Here is a 19,756-nt window from a genome sequence, read left to right as displayed (position 1 = left end):
GGCCTAAATGATGTACGACAGCGTTGGACGGCCAACATTATAGGAATTGAAGATGAATGAATCTTATGTTTTGCCACTTGTTGATATTTCAAAAATGCAAAGCACGGTACTGTCAGAACGCTTAGAAGTAGCCTCTGCGTTGGATCAAGCCTGTAAAGATGTTGGTTTTCTATATTTAAAAGGTGATCAGTTCAATTTTGATTTTGCGACATCACTGATTCAGGTGGCAAAGCGCTATTTCCAACAAGATACTGCCAGTAAAATGCAACACTTTATTGGGCTGTCGAAAAATCACAGTGGCTATGTGCCAATTGGTGAAGAACAGTTTGTAGGCAACAGCTATGACTTAAAAGAAGCCTATGACATCAATTATGATTACCACGGCGAAACGACGGCATTTCCCTTGCTGGGCCCTACGTTATGGCCAGATGACGCCACATTTAAGAGTACGGTCTGTGATTATTACTGCCATTTACGCAGTATTAGCGAGCAGATTTTTCAGGCCTTTGCTTTAGCATTGAATGTAGATGAGCATTTTTTTGATTGCAAAATTACCCATCCGACCAGCCAACTGCGTCTAATCCATTATCCCTATAACCCTGAAGTGAAAGATGCCGAAGGTATTGGCGCGCATACAGATTATGAGTGCTTTACACTGCTCTTGCCGACGGCACCAGGTTTACAAGTATTAAATAAACAAGGTGAATGGATGGATATTCCATTGATTGAAAATACTTTGGTGATGAATATTGGCGACATGATGGAAATTTTGTCGAATGGCAAATATTTGGCCACCAAGCACCGTGTTAAAAAAGTCTCTGAAGAGCGCTACTCTTTCCCTCTGTTCTGTGCATGCAATTACGACACGATCATTGAGCCTGTACATTCTACTGAAGCGCCCAAATATCAGCCCCTAATTGGTGGCGAACATTTATTTAATCAAACCGCGCAAACCTTTAGTTATCTCAAAAAACGTATCGCTTCAGGAGAGCTAAGTCTTAGAAATGCTGTGCCATTGTCATCATTTGGTATGGATGAAAATACAGAAGCACAAGGAGCAAGCGCATGAATCTATTTCAGGCTTTAGCACAACTTCCAGCCAGCCAAGAGGTTTCAGGTCCTATTCCAGACTATTTATATGGTGCTTTTCGCCGTAAAAGCATTAGTTTTTCAAATGGTTTGACGGATGAAAAGACCATTGTGTATTGGTTTCAGTCACGTAGTTTCACCATCGATCTACGTTTAAAAAGCCAAGAAAATACGCCAGTGAATGAGCGTCAAGGCTGGATTGGTAACACCCTATGGGATGCTAAACAACAATTATTGTCTTGGGACGTTAAAGCACACTCAAATTATCAAAATCATGTGCAATGGCCAGAACCTGCAAAACTACATGCGATTGGCAACTGTATTTTAGAATTCTCTCCAAGCAATGCGTATGTCGAAGACTGGCGTCAACAAGTGCATGAAGGGTTATTTTTAGGCCTGCGCTTGAAGTCAGCTTTAGATGTAGAAAGCCATCAGCCATTGCAGATGGATGGCGGTTTAATTATTTGTGATAAGCATGTGGCCTTTGCACTGAGTCGTTTACCTACAGATCAGCAAACTGTTGCCAGCATCGATATATCATCTGCACCTACTATGTATGAAACGGTGATTGAAAGCTTTGAAGTATCCATCGCTGTAGATGGTCTGCATAAGCACTATACAACGACTTCATCTCAGCAAGATCAACCACTTAACTTTGATCATTTCAAAGTTATTGATGAAACACATTTAATGCAAAACGTCATTATTAATGGTCAAGCAATACAGCTGATGTTCGAGGTGGATATTTATGTTCCACATTATGCATTTCAGCGTCGCACTGATACCACGACAGAAAGTACAGATTGGTTGCAAAATGAAAAACAGCACCTCTTGTACCATGCCGTAGAATGTCTATAGGAAATCAATGTCGTTTATATATTTGCTCATCGCAATCATTGCTGAAGTGATTGCCACGTCCGCCTTAAAAGCCAGCAATGGCTTTACTGAACTAGTACCGATTATTTTTACCGTATTGGGCTATGCCATTGCACTCTTCTTTTTAGGTTTGACCTTTAAATCGATTCCAATGGGATTGGCCTACGCCATGTGGTCTGCTGCAGGCATTGTACTGATTTCTTGTGTGGGCTGGATTGTGTTTAAACAAAATTTAGACCTGCCTGCCATGATTGGTTTGGCCTTTATTTTATTGGGTATTGTGATTATTAATGTTTTTTCTAAAAGCACAGAGCTTTGAAATGTCAGTTTTAAAATGAAGTTTTTAAATAATATCTCTGAAATTTTAAAGACTTAAATTGCTATAGATAAAAATGCTCTAGCTTGCTGTTGCACACTAGAGCATACGTTTCGAATGAATTAACTGTGATCAGTCGGCTTCTATAAAATGCCTTTCACTAGAAAAAAGCATCCAACAATACATAACAGCACAGCAAAACATTTTTTCAGTACTGCTGGTGAAAGCGCATGCGCAGTTTTCGCGCCATATTTAGCCGTAAAGAAACTCATCACACTAATGCCCAAAAAGGCATAGATATGAATAAAGCCAATGGTATTTGGAATTTCAACTTGCTGTTGCATACCAAAAAACATAAAGCCTAATGCACCAGCAATGGCAATGGGTAAACCGCAAGCCGCAGACGTCCCGACCGCTTTTTGCATCACCACGCCATTTGCCGTTAAATACGGTACCGTAATACTGCCGCCGCCAATCCCGAAGATGGCCGATGCAACGCCGATACCCGAACCTGCTGCAATTTGTTTAGCTGTAGATGGTAGTGTTTTATTTGGATCGACTGGCTTTTTTGCACCCATAAACATGGTATAAGCCACCCAAAGTAAAAACACACCGACAATCATTTGCAGATGTAAGCCTGACAGCCAGCCTGCAATACCCGCGCCTGCAAAACAACCAATCGCCATAGACGGAGCTAAATTTTTAAATACAGGCCAAATCACAGCACCATTTTTATTGTGCGCCATCAAGGAGCTGATCGATGTCACAACAATCGTAGCCAAAGATGTGCCGAGCGCCAAATGCATAATCACATCGGGGCTATAGCCCATTTGGCTAAAAACAATATAGAGCAATGGCACAATGATGGTACCGCCGCCAACGCCAAACAGCCCTGCAGCAAAACCAGCAAATGCGCCAATAATTAAGAAAGTAATGAGTTCCACGAAATAGATACTTTTAAAGAGATGTATTGAAGAAGTTGACTGGTTTAAGCCAACTCCACTTGACCCACAGCATGATAAGCACGGTTGAAATACACCAAACTTTCCTCCTGCTGACTTTGCTTGATTGCAACCACACGGCACATAAACACACTGTGCGTACCCACTTCTTGAATCTGTTCAATCTGACAGTCAAAACTAACTAAAGCATCTTTGAGTATTGGTGAACCTGTTTCTAATACAGTCCAAGAACCCAATTTAAAACGCTCTTCAGAGTTTAATTTGCTTGAAGCAAATGCATTGGAAATGTGTTCATGCTGTGCGCCCAAAACATTGACAGACAGAACTTTATTTTCAAGAAAATGCGCATGAGAACGAGATGATTGATTCATACAAACCAGCAAAGTTGGCGGTGTATCTGTCACACTGCATACTGCTGATGCTGTAAATCCATGCATGCCTGCTTCACCCTCAGTCGTAATCACGTTGACTGCAGTCGTCAATAAAGACATTGCATTTCTAAAATCAGTTGCTTCAATCATCTCTTCAATCTCAATGGTCTATATGGCTTATCTCTTTCTCAGGTTTGGGCAATAGCAAATTTAATTTCCTTATTGCCCTTACATGAAACCGAGTCAGCTCGAATTTATGCGGTCAATTCTTGGCGAATAATGGCAGCGCCTGCGCTTAACGCATTTAGTTTGCCTTGCGCCACTTGGCGAGGTAAAGGCGCCATACCGCAGTTTGTTGAAGGATATAGCTTGTCGGCATCTACAAACTGAAGCGCTTTGCGTAATGTATTTGCTACTTCTTCTGCTGTTTCAACCTGATTGGTTGCTACATCAATGGCGCCAACCATCACTTTTTTACCGCGGATGAGTTCGATTAAATCCATCGGTACACGAGAGTTTTGGCATTCAAGCGAGATGATATCGAGCTTCGATTGCTGCAGTTTCGGGAATGATTCTTCGTATTGGCGCCATTCATTACCCAAGCTTTGTTTCCAATCGGTATTGGCTTTAATGCCATAACCATAGCAAATATGAACGGCTGTTTCGCATTTCAAACCTTCAAGCGCACGCTCTAATGTCGCAATACCCCAGTCATTGACTTCATCAAAAAATACGTTAAACGCAGGCTCATCAAATTGAATAATATCCACGCCTGCCGCTTCAAGCTCTAACGCTTCTTGATTCAGGATTTTAGCAAATTCCCAAGCCAATTTTTCACGGCTCTTGTAATGGCCATCATACAAAGTATCAATCATCGTCATTGGGCCAGGCAGTGCCCATTTGATCGGCTGATTGGTTTGGCTGCGTAAGAATTTCGCATCATCCACAAAAACTGCTTTCTTACGAGATACTTCACCCACAACTGACGGTACACTTGCATCATAACGATTTCGAATACGCATCGTTTCACGCTTTTCGAAATCTACCCCTTCAAGATGTTCAATAAACGTAGTCACAAAATGCTGACGGGTTTGTTCGCCATCACTGACAATATCAATGCCTGTATGGATTTGTTCATGCAAAGATAATTTCAACGCATCACGTTTTGCAACTAATAATTCTTCGCCTTCAAGTTTCCATGCTGACCACAATTTTTCAGGTTCAGCCAGCCAAGACGGTTTAGGTAAGCTGCCAGCAGTTGAAGTTGGGAGTAAAATGGCCATATTCGATCTTCTATCTCTATTTTCTTTAAAACGGGTGGTTTACACCCGCGTTTTCATCTATTTACGTATTTTAAAATTAAGCTGCGTCTGCATTTTCAATGCTAAAATTAGCAGCCCACTCATTCAAAATGTCTTGATATGGCTGGATAAAGTTCTCTTCGGTCCATTTGCCCTGTTTAACCGCCAACTGACCACGTTCGACACGGTCATACACAATACGGGTTAATGAGTAATCGCCAAAGCTTAAGCTTGGTTGATACACTAAACCTGCTGTCGCATTGGTATTGTAAATTTCAGGACGGTAGATTTTTTGGAAGCTTTCCATGGTGCTGATCGCGCTGATCAGTTCGAAATCTGTATAGTCGCTGAGCAAGTTATTTGCTGAATAGAATGCCAATGGTGCAGTCGCATTTTCAGGTTTGAAGTAACGAACGCTTAAGCCCATTTTTGCAAAATAGTCATCGGTACGTGAATGGTCATCATTGGTGTATTCCACACCTAAGATCGGATGTACATTTGCAGTACGGTAATAAGTTTTTGTCGTTGAAACACTTAAGCAAATCACAGGTTGTTTTTTGAATTCAGCTTTGAATACGTCTGAATTGATCAAGTGTTGATATAGCTTGCCGTGTAAATCGCCAAAATCTTCAGGTTTTTCATTGAATTTGCAACCGAGTGCTGGTAATACTACGCTGAAGTCATAGTCACGCACATACGATGAAAAACTGTTGCCGATCATGCCTTCAATGCGTTCATTGGTTTTATGGTCGATGATGGTACTTTTTAAAGTTTCAATAAACGGGAAAGTTTGACCGTTGCCTTCTACATCCAGCTCAGCAGAAATAATGTCAATTTCAAGTGAATAACGATCCGCATTTGGGTTATCACAGCTGGCCAAAGTGTTGAAGCGGTTATTAATCATTGCCAAAGTACGGCGTAAATTTTCTTCACGGTGCTCACCGCGCGCCAAGTTAGCAAAGTTCGTTGTTAGACGTGTATTGTCTGCTGGCTTATAGTTTTCATCAAAGCGGATGCGTTTGATTGAACATGCAAATTTATTACTCATGGAGATTGCCACCTAAAAATTTTATAAAAAGCTAATTTCTGTATGGCTTTATTTAAGCGTGAATTAAATAATGAGTAAAACGATATAAATTCAATATAAGCTGAATAAAACTCATGTTAAAAGTTTTAACCGCCCATAACTTTGTTGGCAGTATCCGTAAACTGTATTGAAAGCGATCGCTCTAGATGTGTTTCAATACAAATTGAACGCATCAAAGGATCAGGAAAGCTGATGAGAATTTTATGATAAGTATAACAAAGATAAGTAAATCAATGAGCAGAAGATAAATTTAAGGTGTCGGCTTATTTAATCTGCAAAATCTGATTGAATAAGCCCGAAATAAAGCATCGTGCGCAATAAAGCAATCAGCTCATAATATTGTCATTTTTCGTTTCACGAATACAAATGAAAGCAAATAGCGATACACATGCTGCGATAGATAAATAATAACCAACAGCGTACAAATCATAAGTTTGCGCTAACTTAGTGGCAATTAAAGGTGCAAATGACGCTCCCAAAATACTGCCAAAATTATAAGCTAAGGCTGTTCCTGTATAGCGGACTGAAACAGGGAAAATTTCCGATAAGATTGTTCCAAGCGGTCCATAAGTTAAGCCCATAATACTTAAACCAAGACACAAAAATACCAATACTGAAACTTCATTATCCGCAACAAAAAACCTTGAGAAAAATAATCCAAAAATCATGGTAATAATACAAATGGCAATGGATGTAATTTTTCGGCCAAATTTCTCAGCAGACATTGCCGAAATAGGAATGCACAGGCCAAAGCAGACTGTCGCAAAGAGTTGCATTTTCAGAAAAGCGTCACGGCTATAACCTAGTGCCGTTGTCCCCCAATTTAATGCAAATATAGTCATTAGATAAAATACAACCAAGGTACACACAGTTGCAAAAGTGCCTAATACCACTTTACCCATGTGTTTTGTCACGACATCTTTAAAGGGTACTTTAGCTGCAGTTTGCTTATCCAAAACATTTTGAAAAGCTGGAGATTCGTGTAGTTTTAGGCGGATATATAACCCAACAAATACAAGCAATGCACTTGCAATGAAAGGGATTCGCCAACCCCATGCCATGAAGGCTTCATCTGATAAAAAAGCGCCTAATAATAAAAATGAACTGGCAGCAAGAATAAAGCCGATTGGAGAACCAAGCTGCGGGAACATGCCATACCATGCACGTTTACCCTTTGGCGCGTTTTCAGTTGCAAATAACACTGCACCGCTCCACTCGCCGCTCAAACCAAGCCCTTGCCCCAAACGGCACAATGCTAACAATATGGGTGCGGCCACTCCAATTTGCGCATGGGTCGGCAATAATCCAATACACACCGTTGAAATTCCCATTAATAATAATGCGGTTACGAGCGTCGCTTTACGGCCAATTCGATCCCCAAGATGTCCAAAAATAACAGCGCCAATTGGACGTGCGACAAACGCAATTGAAAAAGTAGCTAAAGACTGCAGTAATGCTGCACTGCCACTGCTTTCTGGGAAAAATAAATGCGGGAAAACCAGTACGGCTGCCGTAGCATAAATATAAAAGTCGAAAAACTCGATTGTTGTACCCACTAGACTTGCAAATAATACACGTGTTTTAGAATTTGGATTGACCGTGGATGTTTTGTGTTCTACATATTCCATGAAAGACCATCATCATTTCGATAAAAAATCAAAAGATATAAATAAGACGCTTCTCATTCATATTTATAAAAAAATGATGACGGCTTAGATATACACTGAACGAAATATTTTTAGAACTTGGTTTAATTTTTGATGACTTTCAGCACAATTTAAACATTTAAATTGATGGGATATTTTTAGCATTTCGGAAGAAAACGATTTTTATCTCTCAATTTAAACATTCGAAATTTTTATTTCATTCAAAGTGATGAGTCTAAGTTCTAATAACATTGCGTCAGCGCAATTTATACTTACACTACTATATGAGTAAAATGATATTTCATCACAAAAAAATGAATTTAATTCATCAAACTAAACATTGAGAATCATTCATCTCGACATGAGAGAATATCAGCCTGGCAAGGGTATTCGATTGTTAAAATACAAGGTCTAGAATTAAACCCTACCACCATGTCAAACAAACTTGAACGTCAAAAACTGACTCTCCCAGCAGGTCATGACAAGCTTTTATTACACTCTTGCTGTGCGCCCTGTTCTGGCGAAGTCATGGAAACTTTAATTGAATCAGGTATTGATTTTTCGATCTTTTTCTACAATCCCAATATTCATCCAGTCAAAGAATATGAAATCCGTAAAGAGGAAAATATCCGCTTTGCAGAAAAACACAACATTCCGTTTATAGACTGTGACTACGACACAGACAACTGGTTTGAACGCGCCAAAGGCATGGAAAATGAACCTGAGAAAGGCCTCCGCTGTACCATGTGTTTTGATATGCGCTTTGAACGTACTGCATTATATGCGGCAGAACATGGCTTTAGCCTAATCAGCAGTTCATTGGGTATTTCACGCTGGAAAAATATGCAGCAGATTAATGACTGCGGGCATCGTTCAGCTTCACATTATGACGGAATAACCTATTGGGACTATAACTGGCGTAAAAATGGCGGTGCTGTACGTATGCTGGAAATCAGTAAAAAAGAAGAATTTTATCAGCAGGAATACTGCGGCTGTGTCTATTCACTGCGCGATACCAATCGCTGGCGCATGAGCCAAGGCCGTGACCGAATAAAATTAGGGGTGAAGTTTTATTCCAATGCGATGGATGAGGAAGCTTAAGTTCTGCACTTCGCTATCTTTCATTGATATTAATTTGATGTTGTTAAGCCCTGAAGTATTTACATTATTCAAGGCTTTTTTAGCTATATTCAACTTATTTTACTGATGTTATGCACATAAAAGTAATTTTGCATTTAAAAAATGATTTTTAAGCCGATTCGATGGAGTCTTACATCTAGGGTTTGAATAAAGGGATTAGCCTTCGGCTGGAGGTACTTTTGTTTCGGCAAAAGTACCCAAAACCATTGTCATCCGTAAAACTCGTTCACTACCGTCGAATTATTCAAAGTATCGCAAAAACATTTTTGATTAAAAGTAGCCCTGTCTCAAACACTTGCAGATGACTTTACCGCGTATCATTCTTTTATTTGAAGCAAACTAGCTTCTGATGTTACTGCGTAACATCAGTTATTTTAGTTCTTCAACCAGAGCTGGATAGATTGATCCATCTACATCCATTTCGGTTTTATAAATGCCATTGGCAACATTAAATTTATTCACGTGGTAGCTAGAACCATAAATCGAGTCAAAACCAGTTCCTTTTTTAAAGACTTGTTTGTTGGCAGCTAAATCCAGTAAATGTGTCCCGCCAATAAACTGTTCATATTGCGCAGGATCAACACCAACACGGGTCGACATGATTTTCACTGCATCGGCATGCGTTGCAGGGTCGTTGATGTATTTAACCGTTTTATCCCAAACTTGAATGATTTTTTTCCATTCTTCTTTGTTGGCAGATAAATGCGTCATATTGACGGTTAATGTGTCGTAAATCAGACCGGGTTTATCTTTCGATGTATAAATGATTTTAGAACCTGCTACCGCTTTCAGCGCTTGATTTGCGACCGGTTGCCACACGGCAATCGCTGCAATATCAGGACTCGCAAATACTTGTGGTAGCTCATTGGTCATGGTGTTGACTAACTTTACTTCAGAGGCTTGAATTTTTGCATCATCTAAAGCTGTAGCCAAAAGCAAATGATCAACCAAACCTTTTTCTGTCGCGACACTTTTACCTTTTAAATCGGCAAGGCTATTGATGCCATCTTTAGCAATGATGACATCATTACCCGCAGAATAGTCCGTCGCCATAATCATAACGCCTTTCGTGCCGCCAGAACCCGTGACCAAGTTGTCGCCATTGGTGACCAAAACAGCATCCAACTGATTTGCCGCAAATGCAGATAGTGAAGCTGAATAATCAAACCATTTAAAGTCCACATTGACACCGGCTTCTTTTAACCAGCCTTTTTCAATAGCAACTTGCCATGCGACAAAACCAGGCCAGTCGCTATAGCCGATCGTAATGGCTTTTGTATTGACTGTGCCTTCTGCTTGCGCGTTTGGTTCAGGTGTTTTGGCCGTATTGTCACAGCCACCTAGTAAGATAGCGGTCACAACGGATGCAGATAAGCAGGCTTTTTTGATCATAGTGCGATTTCTCCGATGGCATTACAGTTAAATTTGGTATTGGTGTACAAAAACGATGGTGTATTCGGATTGCTGACAGATTGAGCATTGTGCTTTGCACGATTTGGTCTTTGGTTACCTGCATTAGCATGTGCTTGCTGTTGGTCTGTGATTCGGTCTTTAAACTGACCTTGCGATCGATATAATTGGCCCATTTTAAAACTCCTTAATTCTTTGCATTTTGCGGAATTGGCGGCATTACAGCGTCCATCAACTCCAAATGTCCTTTAATCACACCTTTAAGTGCTGAAAAATGCTGACTGATAACTTTGAGCTCTGAACTGACGCCTTGCAGAATCATGACTTCTAAAATTTTGTGGTCATCGAGTTGAATATGCAGCGAGCTCACCACTTGTTCTAAAAACTGCTGCTGTAAATCTAAAAGCTGAATACGTAGCGCCGTACTACTTGCGTCATAAAGTAAGGTAAATGTGCCAACCATCACTTCGTTGCGCTGCTCCTGATCAGCAATCAGATGCTTATTGATCATGTCGACAATGGCCTGAGAACGGCTTTCATAATGCTGATCGACAATTTTTTGATCCAAAGCATCGACTGTTTTTTCAGGCACTGTAATACTGATACGCGCCAGCTTTTGTTTAGGCACTGTTTTTCCTTATTTTTTTTGCTGAATATAGAAACCCGCGCGGGCGCTTAGTAGCTCAATAAAAAACTGCTTTAATTGATGCAGAAATGTTGCAGATTGATGGCGGTTCATATGCATCTCCTGTTTGAGTAATACAAAATATTTATTTCGTAATATCGATAGAAATGCAGAATCTGTGCCAAGTGAGAAATACAAAAAATGATCGATTATTTTGTTCTTTTAACTTTCTTTTAGATTTTATTGTTCATTATTTGTGCAATGCATGCACTCGTAAAGACCTCTTTGCACTATTGCTGCAATGGTTCATTTGATGATGGACTATTTCTAAAACTTATTGGTCTTATTAACCAAGACCATTGTCCGACATGTAACAAACTCGAAGTTCAATTTATTTCATCAACATTGAACATCATTTATACTGATTGATCTTTCTATTCATCACTCAACGCCTATGAAGTATTTCAGCTGCGCGGTATGTTCTAACCAAATCTTTTTTGCCAATTCACACTGTGTCAATTGTCAGACTGCGCTGGGTTATATTGCCTCTGAAAAGCAAATGGGCTGTTTTGAAAAGCACAGCAGTACGTTATGGCTTGCGTTAAATCCTGAAATAAAGGGAAAACGCTTTAAACCTTGTCATAATTATCAGCATCATCAGGTATGTAACTGGATGGTGTCTGCCGACAGTGAAGAAATTTATTGTGAATCTTGCCTACTGACACATACCATTCCCAACTTAGATAACCCAGACCATATTGTGTACTGGGCGCGATTGGAACATGCCAAACGACGTTTTTTATATTTGATGCAGCAGCTCAATACCATGCCTCGTCCTAAACGCAGTCAAGATGACCGTTTTGGATTGCGTTTTGACTTTCTCATGCCAACAGAAAATACACCTGTCATGACCGGTCATGCCAATGGCATTATTACCTTAAATGCCAGTGAAGCAGATGTGATTTACCGCGAAACAACGCGTATAAAAATGGGTGAAAACTACCGTACACTTCTAGGTCATTTTAGACATGAAAGCGGTCATTATTATTTTGATTTGATCAAACATTTACACCCTGAACTGATTGAGGAATTTCGAGAACTGTTTGGTGATGAACGACAAGATTATAGTGAAGCTTTGAAACGTCATTATAATGACGGTGCTCCGCAAAATTGGGCGGATTACTATGTTAGTTCCTATGCCAGTACGCATCCTTGGGAAGATTGGGCGGAAACATGGGCGCATTATTTGCACATGATGGACACTCTTGAAACCGCCTACTATGCAGGATTAGTGGTCAAAACCAATAAGTCAGATTTGAATAATTTAGAACTGAAAGAGAACCCGATTGGCGCTCAGGATTTTGACCTATTGCTGCAACACTGGATGACCTTGACCTTTAATTTAAATGCGTTGAACCGCAGCATGGGCTTAGATGATGCTTATCCATTTACGTTGTCGAATCCGGTATTGGATAAACTTAGATTCATTCATCATAAATTGCTCAATATGACCTTAAAAAATCAGCAGCACAATTAGATTAAATTTAACACGTGACAGTGTTTGAATCTCAAATCAACTTTTTGGTATCACAGCATTCGAACATTAGCTTAGTTTGAAAGGATACATACGTAGTAATTTTCTAGGATTGAGCGCTGTAACACCTGCCCTATTTTTACTATTTTATAAAGGTTAAAATAACAAAAAATAGATGCCTGTGACCTTTCCAATGATGCCTTCCACGCATTTACCTGCTCGTTTCATGTGTATCATCAGCCTGAGTTTGCTCAGTGGATGCCAATTGGTCAAATTACAAGAAAATCAACTCAGTGCGTCACTAAATAATAAAACAGACAGCATATTAACCCATCAAAAGCTCAGTACATTTAGCCATCAAATCCTGTTAATGGTGAATGAAAGCGACCAATCTTGTTTAAATGCGCTTGAAAGCTGTATTCACAAAATGCGTAACAATGAAACTTTAGATATTGCTCAAGTCTATGCAGCAGCAAGTGAGCTGTACATGGCACGTGCTTTAAGCGCCGATCAAAATCCACAATGCAAAAAAAGCTTAAAACAACACAGCGGAAAACTCGCATCAAGCAAAATTAAAATGTGTATGGATCAGCAGCTTGCAGACTTTGATTTCAGTCTGCGTTACAGCTATGTCTATCTATTTAAATCCGCTCAAGCCCCAGAAGAACGCTTATTTGATTTGCGTCAGGGACAAGTCCGCACCTTTTATAATGTGGCTTTATCACGTCTGATCACCTCATCATTCACCCGCTTTGACTATCAGCAAATGCCTGAAAGTTTAATGTTAGGTTCATCACTTTATCATTTTAACTATGAGCATTATCCAGAAATCAAAAATGCGGACATTGATAAATTACTGTCGAGCTATAATTTTAATTTTTCAGGCTTAAAAACCATTAACCGTCAGGAAGGCATAGGCTCTGAATTTGTCTTAGTCAAAAAAGCTACGGATCTTTCTACTGCTCAGCCTTTTGTACTAGATCCTGAACAGTATTATTCAATTAAACCCAACCCCAATATCCATACTGCACGGTATTTATCTGTCAGTGCGATCGCAGAGCCTGCCAAGACCAATAACAGCATTAGCGAAATTTTATCGCCACAATCAGATTTTAAGGTTGAATTATTTAATCCCTATCAATTTAAAAAGGCAAAAATTGAATCCCAGTCCTACACGCTAACGGCCAATTATTCTGTGCCTTATGGACTTTGGTTAGCCGAAAATAAATTAGGACAATCTGGCTATTGGACACTCCTAAATAAGGAAGAACATTTGCGCATGCCACATGTGTTTATGTTAGAGCCGTATCAACCCCATAAAAAGATTATTGTCATGGTTCACGGATTAGCCAGCAGTCCTGAAACTTGGATCGGCCTGACCAATAACATTATGGGGGATCAAAAACTACGTGATCATTACCAAGTTTGGCAAGTGTTTTACTCAACCAATATGCCAATATTTGAGAGTCGTTTTCAAATCAATGCCTTACTCAAACAGGCATTTGCAACTGTTCAGCCCAATACGCCTTCGGCTCAAGATGCTGTAATTATCGGACATAGTATGGGCGGCATCATCAGTCGTTTATTGGTTAGTGATGCAGATATTTCCGCTCAAGCTATTCCACTCATGAACTATGAACAAAATACACAGTTACAACGTCATCCAATTATCCGCGATCGTTTTGTCTTTAAAGCCTTGAAGCCAGTTAGTCGTGCAATTTTCATTGCCGCACCGCATCATGGTACTGACTATGCAGACCGCTGGTTTACCAATTTGGCGAAAAAAATCGTGGTATTGCCTTTAAGTTTTTTAAATGATGTCAATGTTGAAATTCCGAATGCAAAAAATTCAACTATGGGCCTGATTAAGTCTGGGCCAGCAGATTTAAGTCAAAAATCACGTTTTATGCTGTTGTCTGCTGACATCATGCCAAATAAAGATATTCCTTATCATTCTATTATGGGGAATCAGACGCAAAGTACTGAACCGAGCAAAATGTCGGATGGCATTGTTCCCTATACAAGTTCTCATTTAGATGGTGCGGTGTCTGAAAAGATATTCAATGGTGGACATTCCATCCATGAGTCTCCAGATGCCATTTTAGAGTTACGACGCATTTTGAGAGAACATTTGGATAAATAAGCGAAATTTTAAGCGCGTTTTTTATGAACCCGAGCTCGTAGGCCGTCTAAAGTGATCTTTATCGTTTTTTGCCCTTTAACTTTTTCTGCTAAATGCACATCTTCCGAAAGACAATCATTCAACATTGTTTGTGCATTTTCCAAAATTCGGTTTTGACTTTCAGAACTACGATCCCTGATGAGGTCTTCAAGTTTTTTACCCATCATCGAATTCTATTTTGTTGAGAGATATCGGTAAAAATAGTAACAAAGCGTGAATGAATAATATTGTTCATATTGGTAATGTCCTAGATATGCAAATAACATACAAATAATGACCAATTTAGAGACCTTTTAAAAGACCTGTTTCTCGGTCTTTTAAAATTTTACATTCCTGTTTTAATGTAATTATATTTTGGTTGCAGTCGTGAGATTAAATAGATTTCCAAAGCATTTGCAAGGTAAGCATAATCTTGTTCAAAACCAATAGTTACAATTGCCCCTGCTTCTTTTAGTCTTGCATCAATAGGCCCATAAATATTTTTAGATTTATCAATCCAACGACAATATTTCATAACTCTAGCACTTAATCCATTTCCACGATACAAACCACCACCCCGAGAAGTACCGACACCTATATAAGTAATTTCATCATCTTTGACAAAAGCATAGACCCCTTGTTTATCGTAATTCGGGATTTTTCGGAAGTCTTTGTGTATAGATGACCAACTAGGAGGTAACCCCAATTTTTCTACACTCCAGTGATTTTGGAAGAAAATGTCTGTAAATGCTATTAAATTCTCAAAACGGGCTTTATGTGAAATCATTTTCTTATTGGAACTCCACCCAAATATTGAGGCAAAATATTGGTGACGCCAACCATATCAAGAATAAAAATACTTTCGATAATAATCATAGTAGTTGGAATTAAATAAGGAAAACTAGAAAGCATTAATGCTTTGAAAATATAATATAATCTGACTAGATCTGTTATTTTAAACTCTTTTGGTCGCTCCAACATTACTTTTAGATAATCTAGTCGGATATGATTCTCTGAATCTTTAACTGCATCATTATATTTTTCTTGTATGTCACTAAAATTAGTTTGTGTTTGTGGTAATCCCCTGAGAGTTCTAATAATGTCTTTGACTTTGTCACCACAGTCGTTTAAGGCTATCGATCTAGCATCATATCTTGCTGTTGCATTAATTGTAGAATAAACCAGTACAGCAACAGCGAGAAAAACCTGCATCAAATTAAGAACTTTAGGATAAAAGTTCAGATGAATATCTGTGTTTTGAATGAGTGGTATTAATATAAGACCAAGTGATAAATATGTAGCAGTGAATAAAGAGAATGTATTTTGGAATCTCAGTCTTTCTGATGCTTTATACCTACAATTTGCAGTTGTTCGCATACTATCATGTAGCATTTCTCGAGCAGTGATATCTGCCTTAATTGTTTCAATAGGATATAAACTAAATATCCATTTTCCTGAACTCATGAAACTGTTGATAATCTTTTTTATACAAGGATGCCAACGTATACAATCCTCATTATTATTTGTCATATAATAAAGTTCATTTTTTGAAAAAGATAAAACTATTTCAATTACTTATATTTGTCAATTTAAAAAACCGCCCTTATGGACGGTCTTTTTACTTCTCTCTCATCAAGCCACAGGTGCCAACGTAAACAACACCTGCCCCGTTTTCACCGTCTGCCCTTTCTCAATAGTAATTTCAGAAACCTTCATACGTTCAGGTGCGATAATTGGAATCTCAATCTTCATCGCTTCAATCACCGCAAGCGTTGCACCTTCTTCAACAATATCACCTGACTTGCATTCAATTTTCCAAATACTTCCCGGCATGTGTGATTCCACAGCACAACCACCGTCTGGAATTTGAACATCACTATCATCAGTTACAGCATCTAAGCTTTCAGAAACATACTCTGCAAGCCCAGCTTCATGCCAACGACGATGTTCTTCATCAAAATTGGCTTGTTGTACAGACTTAAATGCAGAAATGGATGCTTGGTTTTCAGTTAGGAAGTCATTGTATTCTTTTAGGTTCAGTATACCTTCTTCCACACGCAGTTTTAAACGACCTGCTTTAAAGTCCTCACGCATTTGCATGAGTTCAGTTTCAGAGACTTCATAAAACTTGATTTGGTCAAAGAAGCGTAGTAACCACGGCATACCTTGCTCAAAGTCAGGGTTTTTACGGTAACGAGACCACATTTGCGTGGTACGACCCACAAACTGATAACCCCCAGGACCTTCCATACCGTACACGCACATATACGCACCGCCAATACCGACAGCATTTTCAGGCGTCCAAGTACGCGCAGGATTGTATTTAGTCGTCACTAAGCGCTGACGAGGATCAAGTGGTGTTGCCACAGGTGCTCCAAGGTAAACATCACCTAAACCCATGACCAAATAACTTGCGTCATAAACCACATCTTTGACGGCTTGTTTGTCTTTTAAACCATTAATACGACGGATAAATTCAATATTGTCAGGACACCATGGTGCATCTGGACGTACCGTTTGCATATAACGCTCTGTCGCAAGCTGAGTTTGTGAATCCTCCCAAGCCAGTGGTAAATACACAGTCCGTGACGGTACTTGCATTTGGGTCACATCAGGCAGTTCAGCTTCAGCGACTTGTAGCAAACGCAATAAATCCAATTGATCAAGCTTGATCGAATCAAAATGGATTTGTAGCGAACGAATGCCCGGTGTCAGGTCAATAATCCCTGTGATATTTTGCTTTTGAACCCATTGCATGAGTGCATGAATACGGAAACGTAAGTTCAGATCTAAAACTAACTCACCATATTCCACCAACATGTAGTTATTGCCCGCAGGACGATACACCACATCCGGCAATCCATTCTGACCTTTTAAAGTATCAAGCACCGCATTTTTTAAGGTGGAAAGTTCAGGAAAAAATGACTCATCAAATGCCACAGCCTGCGTATCAGATGCTTCTAATTGCACATGATATTTTTCATTTAAAAGTTTCGCTTGATGATAACTCACAGGTATAAATCTGACTTTGTCTCCTGCTTTCAATTGACCAAGCTTCCAAAGCTCAGAATTAATCACCACGGCAGGACAAACAAAGCCTCCTAAACTTGGACCATCTGGACCCAAAATAATCGGCATATCACCCGTAAAGTCGATAGCACCAATGGCATAAGCATTGTCATGAATATTCGATGGATGCAAACCGGCTTCACCACCATCCTCACGTGCCCATTCAGGTTTTGGACCAATCAAACGAATACCTGTACGGCTTGAGTTAAAGTGAATCTCAAAAGTATTGGCAAAGAAGGTATCAATGTCTTTTTTAGTAAAGAAGTCTGGTGCACCATGCGGGCCGTACATCACCGCAATTTCCCATTCATGACTAAACGTTGGCACTTGTTCAGGCGCAAGCGCTGTCACTTGTTCAGATGTAAATGCCATGATTGGCAACATATCTCCAATCAATAAATTACGACCAGCATGACCACCAAACTGACCAAGGGTAAAGGTTGCTTGTGAGCCTAAATATTCAGGTACATTCAAACCGCCTTTAATGCCGATATAGGTACGGCAACCTGTGGCGATTTTTCCACATTTTAAAATCTGACCTTTACGCACATTCACGGTTTGCCACATTGGTACAGACATACCATCAAGCGTTGATGGCATATCACCACCCGCCAATACAATTTGGCTATCACAGTGGAATTTTAAACTTGGGCCTTGCAAAGTGCATTCAAGCCCTGCCGTGTTATATGCATTGCCTAACAATTGATTCGCAACATTAAGTGACAGCGGATCAATCGCACCTGATGGTGGCACACCCACATCCCAATAGCCCAAACGACCTGTGACATCTTGCACAGAAGTTTGAATGCCTGATTGCAACACTTCAATTTTTTGGGTTTTCCACTCAAATGTATTTAAGAATCGTGTGGTTTGCGTACCGGCTTTAAATACATCGCAGTTGATAATATTTTGTAGATATTCAAGATTAGTTTCAATGCCTGCAACCGATGTTTTGGCGAGTGTTTCGGTCATTGCAGCAATTGCAGAGTCACGATCATCCGCTGTGACAATGATTTTCGCAATCATCGGGTCATAAAATGATGAGACATTTGAACCGGTTTCTACCCAAGTTTCATTGCGTGCCTGCGGATCAAAATCGACATAGGTCAACAGCCCTGCACTCGGTTGGAAGTTTTTAATTGGGTCTTCTGCATATAAACGTACTTGAATTGAATGACCTTTCGATTCAAGTTGTGCTGTTGGTGCAATCCAATCCCCACTACCGAGAGTCACCATCCATTCCACAAGGTCTACACCAAACACTTGCTCTGTCACACCATGTTCAACTTGCAGGCGGGTATTCACTTCTAAGAAATAGAATTCCTGTGTGTCGGTATCCATCACAAACTCAACTGTACCTGCCGAACGGTAACTCACCGACTGCATCAGCCCAATCGCAATCGATTGAATATAAGCACGTTGATCATCATTGATATGTGGTGCTGGGGTTTCTTCCACGACTTTTTGATTACGGCGCTGTACCGAACAATCTCGCTCGCCAAGTGCTAAAACTAAGCCATTGCCATCACCAAAAATTTGCACTTCGATATGACGGGCATTTTGTACAAATTTCTCTAAATATAAACCTGCGTCTTTAAAGTTGGCTTGGGCAAGATATGACACTGTAGAATAAGCATCTTTCAGCTCTTCTTCATTCCACACCAAACGCATACCAATACCGCCACCGCCCGCGGTACTTTTCAGCATCACAGGATAACCAATACGATTGGCTTCAAGCAGTGCTTCAGCTTCATCTGCCAAAAGCTGACTGCCCGGAAGAAGTGGTACATTGGCTTGAATCGCGAGTTGACGCGCGGTATGTTTTAAGCCAAAGGATTTCATTTGCGCCGAATTTGGCCCTAAAAATACAATGCCTTGCGCTTCACACAGATCACAAAATTCTGCATTTTCAGACAAGAAGCCATAGCCCGGATGAATCGCTTCTGCGCCTGTTTGTTTCGCGACTTCTAACATTTTATCGACATTTAAATAACTTTGGCTGGCAGGACTATCACCAATAAATACCGCTTCATCAGCTAAGGTCACATGCAAAGAATCACGGTCTGCTTCGGAATACACTGCAACGGACTGAATGCCTAATTTTTTCAGTGTACGGATCACACGACACGCGATTGCACCACGGTTGGCAATGAGGACTTTATTAAACAT

18 protein-coding genes are annotated in these 19,756 nt (G+C 39.9%); 6 read left to right on the top strand and 12 right to left on the bottom strand.

The annotated features are described in order from the left end of the window. Positions 1 to 52 precede the first annotated feature (52 nt). Genes FTV38_RS05445 through FTV38_RS05435 form a run of 3 tightly spaced genes read left to right on the top strand, consistent with a single transcriptional unit; the run spans position 53 to position 2,284 of the window. Entirely contained in the window at positions 53 to 1,069 is a 1,017-nt protein-coding gene (locus tag FTV38_RS05445) for an isopenicillin N synthase family oxygenase (RefSeq protein WP_180021813.1), read from the top strand. After that, entirely contained in the window at positions 1,066 to 1,947 is an 882-nt protein-coding gene (locus FTV38_RS05440) for a hypothetical protein (protein ID WP_180021811.1), read from the top strand. The genes FTV38_RS05445 and FTV38_RS05440 overlap by 4 nt, the downstream gene beginning before the upstream one ends. A 7-nt stretch (positions 1,948 to 1,954) precedes the next feature. Beyond that, the gene (locus tag FTV38_RS05435; RefSeq protein WP_168377505.1) at positions 1,955 to 2,284 is read left to right on the top strand and encodes a multidrug efflux SMR transporter; all 330 of its coding nucleotides are present in this window, start codon (positions 1,955 to 1,957) and stop codon (positions 2,282 to 2,284) included. A gap of 140 nt (positions 2,285 to 2,424) precedes the next feature. Here FTV38_RS05435 and FTV38_RS05430 read toward each other — a convergent pair whose 3' ends face one another. The 5 genes from FTV38_RS05430 to FTV38_RS05410 all read right to left on the bottom strand — a co-directional run bounded on the left by FTV38_RS05430 (position 2,425) and on the right by FTV38_RS05410 (position 7,630). Next, positions 2,425 to 3,225 (bottom strand): sulfite exporter TauE/SafE family protein, encoded by an 801-nt coding sequence (locus FTV38_RS05430; RefSeq protein ID WP_180021809.1) that lies wholly within the window; start codon positions 3,223 to 3,225, stop codon positions 2,425 to 2,427. 44 nt (positions 3,226 to 3,269) lie between these two features. Continuing rightward, positions 3,270 to 3,764 (bottom strand): flavin reductase, encoded by a 495-nt coding sequence (locus FTV38_RS05425; RefSeq protein WP_180021806.1) that lies wholly within the window; start codon positions 3,762 to 3,764, stop codon positions 3,270 to 3,272. A gap of 104 nt (positions 3,765 to 3,868) precedes the next feature. Continuing rightward, positions 3,869 to 4,897: a methionine synthase gene (locus FTV38_RS05420; RefSeq protein WP_180021804.1), complete on the bottom strand. Its 1,029-nt coding sequence runs from the start codon at positions 4,895 to 4,897 to the stop codon at positions 3,869 to 3,871. 76 nt (positions 4,898 to 4,973) lie between these two features. Further along, entirely contained in the window at positions 4,974 to 5,963 is a 990-nt protein-coding gene (locus FTV38_RS05415) for a putative oxygenase MesX (protein ID WP_168377507.1), read from the bottom strand. A 365-nt stretch (positions 5,964 to 6,328) separates the two neighbouring features. Continuing rightward, complete coding sequence (locus FTV38_RS05410; RefSeq protein ID WP_180021802.1) at positions 6,329 to 7,630, bottom strand: MFS transporter; 1,302 nt, start codon at positions 7,628 to 7,630, stop codon at positions 6,329 to 6,331. Between the two features lie 450 nt (positions 7,631 to 8,080). On the opposite strand from FTV38_RS05410, the gene FTV38_RS05405 reads away from it, so the two are divergent. Further along, complete coding sequence (locus FTV38_RS05405) at positions 8,081 to 8,749, top strand: epoxyqueuosine reductase QueH (protein ID WP_180011145.1); 669 nt, start codon at positions 8,081 to 8,083, stop codon at positions 8,747 to 8,749. Positions 8,750 to 9,157: 408 nt separating this feature from the next. Here FTV38_RS05405 and FTV38_RS05400 read toward each other — a convergent pair whose 3' ends face one another. Genes FTV38_RS05400 through FTV38_RS05390 form a run of 3 tightly spaced genes read right to left on the bottom strand, consistent with a single transcriptional unit; the run spans position 9,158 to position 10,826 of the window. Then, complete coding sequence (locus FTV38_RS05400) at positions 9,158 to 10,180, bottom strand: ABC transporter substrate-binding protein (protein WP_180021800.1); 1,023 nt, start codon at positions 10,178 to 10,180, stop codon at positions 9,158 to 9,160. Continuing rightward, positions 10,177 to 10,374 carry a hypothetical protein gene (locus FTV38_RS05395; protein ID WP_168377511.1) on the bottom strand — a complete coding sequence of 66 codons (198 nt, stop codon included), beginning with the start codon at positions 10,372 to 10,374 and terminating at the stop codon, positions 10,177 to 10,179. Before FTV38_RS05395 ends, FTV38_RS05400 begins: the two co-directional genes overlap by 4 nt. An 11-nt stretch (positions 10,375 to 10,385) precedes the next feature. Continuing rightward, complete coding sequence (locus tag FTV38_RS05390) at positions 10,386 to 10,826, bottom strand: CopG family ribbon-helix-helix protein (protein ID WP_078190923.1); 441 nt, start codon at positions 10,824 to 10,826, stop codon at positions 10,386 to 10,388. Positions 10,827 to 11,277: 451 nt separating this feature from the next. Between FTV38_RS05390 and FTV38_RS05385 the strand changes: the two genes are divergently transcribed. Both FTV38_RS05385 and FTV38_RS05380 read left to right on the top strand, forming a co-directional pair. Further along, on the top strand, positions 11,278 to 12,360 hold the full coding sequence (locus FTV38_RS05385) for a putative zinc-binding metallopeptidase (RefSeq protein WP_180021798.1): 1,083 nt from the start codon (positions 11,278 to 11,280) through the stop codon (positions 12,358 to 12,360). Positions 12,361 to 12,550: 190 nt separating this feature from the next. Next, a complete protein-coding gene (locus FTV38_RS05380; protein WP_180021796.1) occupies positions 12,551 to 14,500 on the top strand; it encodes an alpha/beta fold hydrolase in 1,950 nt (649 codons plus the stop codon). Positions 14,501 to 14,508: 8 nt separating this feature from the next. Here the strand turns inward: FTV38_RS05380 and FTV38_RS05375 are convergent, their stop codons facing one another. The 4 genes from FTV38_RS05375 to uca all read right to left on the bottom strand — a co-directional run bounded on the left by FTV38_RS05375 (position 14,509) and on the right by uca (position 19,756). After that, a complete protein-coding gene (locus FTV38_RS05375; protein WP_180021794.1) occupies positions 14,509 to 14,703 on the bottom strand; it encodes a hypothetical protein in 195 nt (64 codons plus the stop codon). A gap of 161 nt (positions 14,704 to 14,864) precedes the next feature. Continuing rightward, positions 14,865 to 15,305 (bottom strand): GIY-YIG nuclease family protein, encoded by a 441-nt coding sequence (locus FTV38_RS05370; RefSeq protein WP_180021792.1) that lies wholly within the window; start codon positions 15,303 to 15,305, stop codon positions 14,865 to 14,867. Further along, complete coding sequence (locus FTV38_RS05365; RefSeq protein ID WP_218950247.1) at positions 15,302 to 16,048, bottom strand: SLATT domain-containing protein; 747 nt, start codon at positions 16,046 to 16,048, stop codon at positions 15,302 to 15,304. The genes FTV38_RS05370 and FTV38_RS05365 overlap by 4 nt, the downstream gene beginning before the upstream one ends. 102 nt (positions 16,049 to 16,150) lie before the next feature. Further along, on the bottom strand, positions 16,151 to 19,756 hold the full coding sequence (gene uca / locus FTV38_RS05360) for an urea carboxylase (RefSeq protein WP_180021790.1): 3,606 nt from the start codon (positions 19,754 to 19,756) through the stop codon (positions 16,151 to 16,153).

This window comes from Acinetobacter sp. YH16044 (assembly GCF_013417145.1).
Lineage (GTDB): Bacteria > Pseudomonadota > Gammaproteobacteria > Pseudomonadales > Moraxellaceae > Acinetobacter > Acinetobacter amyesii.
This window is presented reverse-complemented; position numbering and strand designations above follow the sequence as displayed.